1 protein-coding gene is annotated in these 2585 nt (G+C 28.1%); it reads right to left on the reverse strand.

The genetic code is table 11. The features are described 5' to 3' along the window. Positions 1-97 precede the first annotated feature (97 nt). Positions 98-2233 carry a ribonuclease R gene (rnr, locus tag KGF50_RS21120; RefSeq protein WP_227849881.1) on the reverse strand — a complete coding sequence of 712 codons (2136 nt, stop codon included), beginning with the start codon at positions 2231-2233 and terminating at the stop codon, positions 98-100. Between the last annotated feature and the right edge of the window lie 352 nt (positions 2234-2585).

The following is a 2585-nucleotide window of genomic DNA, read 5'->3' on the forward strand; positions in this document are numbered from 1 at the left end:
ACTTTTAAATATTTCTGTATTTTTTTATTTTAGGATATTAATTTTTTCCCTGCGTACTCTTATTTTTAAATATTAAACCTTATTTTTTATATTTTATTTATTCTTCAATCTTTTCAACTATCTCAAAATCAATTTCTTTAAAGTCTACATTTACACCTTCAACCTTTATCTTAACAAGGTCACCTATTTTATATGACTTCTTAGTTCTCTCACCTAACACACTATAAGAACTTTCATCATAAATATAATAGTCGTCATTCATATTTGCAAGTCTTATCAATCCTTCTATAGTATTACCTAATTCAACAAATATACCAAATGAAGTCACACTAGATACAACACCTTCAAACTCTTGACCAACTTTATCCTTCATGTAAAGAGCCTTATAGAAGTCATGTACATCTCTTTCCGCCAATTCTGCTTTTCTTTCTTTTTCAGATGATTGAACAGATGCATAATCTACTATAGTAGTAAGTTGTTCTTGTCTCTTTCCATTTATCTTATTATTTAAAGACTCTTTTATTATTCTATGAATTTGAAGGTCAGGATATCTTCTTATTGGTGAAGTAAAATGACAATAGAATTTAGCAGCTAACCCAAAGTGTCCACTACATTCTGGTGAATATTTAGCCTGTTTTAAAGAACGAAGCATTATAGTACTGATTGCTCCTTCTTCTGTTTTGCCTTTTATCTTCTCTATTATTCCTTGTAATGCTTTTGGATGTACTTCTTCCTTATCACCTTTTATTGTATATCCAAATGTAGATATAAACTTACTCAATTCTTCCATTTTCTCTAGAGATGGTGTTTCATGTATTCTATACACAAATGGTATACCCATCCAGTAAAAATGTTCAGCAATTGTTTCATTACTTATAAGCATAAACTCTTCTATTATTTTATTAGAAATTCTTCTTTCATATGGTTTTATATCTGCAACTTCTCCATTTCCATTTAGAATTATCTTTGCTTCTGGGAAGTTAAAGTCTATAGCCCCTCTTTTTTCTCTTCTTGACATAAGAATTCTAGCCAAAGTTTCAGAATTCTTAAAATCATCTACAACATGTTCAAAAGTCTTTTTAAGCTTTTCATCATCTTTTTCTAATATATCAGATACTTCTGTATAAGTCATTCTAGCCTTTGAATTTATTATAGATTCACATATTTCATGCTTAACTACATTTCCCTTATGGTCTATTTCCATAAATATAGAAAGAGTTAATTTGTCTTCAAATGGATTTAAACTACATACTCCATTAGAAAGAGTCTTTGGCAACATTGGAATTACTTTATCTACTAAATACACAGATGTAGCCCTTTTTAAAGCTTCTTTATCTAATTTATTTTTTTCTCTTACATAATGTGTAACATCAGCTATATGAACTCCTAATTTAAAGTTTCCATTAGATAATACCTCTATTGATATAGCATCATCTAAATCTTTTGCGTCATCTCCATCTATAGTAAATATGTTTAAATCTCTTAAATCTTTTCTTCTTTTTACCTCTTCTTCTGGAATTTCAACAGCTACAGCTTCTGCTTCTTGCAATACCTTCTTAGGAAATTCTTCTGGAAGACCATGCTCTCTTATTATAGAGTCTATTTCTACTCCTCTTTCCCCTTTTTGACCCAGTATTTCTATAATCTTTCCTTCTGGTTTTCTATCTTCTTGTGGCCATACTGTAATTTCACAAACTACCTTATCATTATCTACTGCTCCACTAAAGTATCTTTTAGGTATATATACATCTTTAGTAAATTTTTTATTATCTGGTGCTACAAATCCAAAAGTTTTACTTGATTGAAAAGTACCTACTATTCTAGTTATTTCTCTCTTTATAATTTTTATTATTCTTCCTTCTGCTCTTTTTTCTTCAGTTGCAGGTACAACTATCTCTGCCATAACTCTATCATTATGCATAGCTCCATTTATATTGTCACTTGAGATAAATAAATCTTGTGTGTATTCAACATCAGATTCTACAAATCCAAAGCCTTTTTTATGTGATGTAAATTTACCAACAAAATATCCCATTTGATTTGGTGATACTATTTTATTTTTCTTAGTAAAACATATATAGCCATCTTCCTCTAATTCTTCTAAAAAATTATAGAACATCGGCATTTCTGATGAATGTATATCAAAAATTTCTGCTAATTCTTCCTTTTTTAGAGGATTATATGCACTTTCGTTTATTAATCCTAACAAACTCTCTTTAAGTCCTGGTATCATTTTTTCCTCCTATTTTACTTTCTTGTTATATTATTTTTTAGTTTTCTATTATATTACCCTTTGTATATCTTCTATATTACCTTTTATATATCTTCGCACACCGTCTTTTATATTCTTTTATTATTGTTTTAAGCTCAATCAATTATTATATATTTTATATTAATTGAAATTATCTTAATAAAGCTTTAAAAAAATTATGATAATTCTCTAATAATAGTTTAAGTTATCATAAGCACAATTGTAATTTACTTAAAATATCTTTATTACATCTGCTTTATCACCTAATTTACTATGCCAACTAGTAGTTCCTTGAATAAAATCAGTAGCTGCTATGCTTTCATTTTCCTTTAAT

The sequence above is a fragment of the Clostridioides sp. ZZV15-6598 genome (assembly GCF_020657705.1).
Taxonomy (GTDB): domain Bacteria; phylum Bacillota; class Clostridia; order Peptostreptococcales; family Peptostreptococcaceae; genus Clostridioides; species Clostridioides difficile_F.

Bases quoted from the DNA above. Each gene is read 5' to 3' on its own strand.
- rnr (WP_227849881.1), bottom strand. From the start codon at position 2,233: ATGATACCAGGACTTAAAGAGAGTTTGTTAGGATTAATAAACGAAAGT.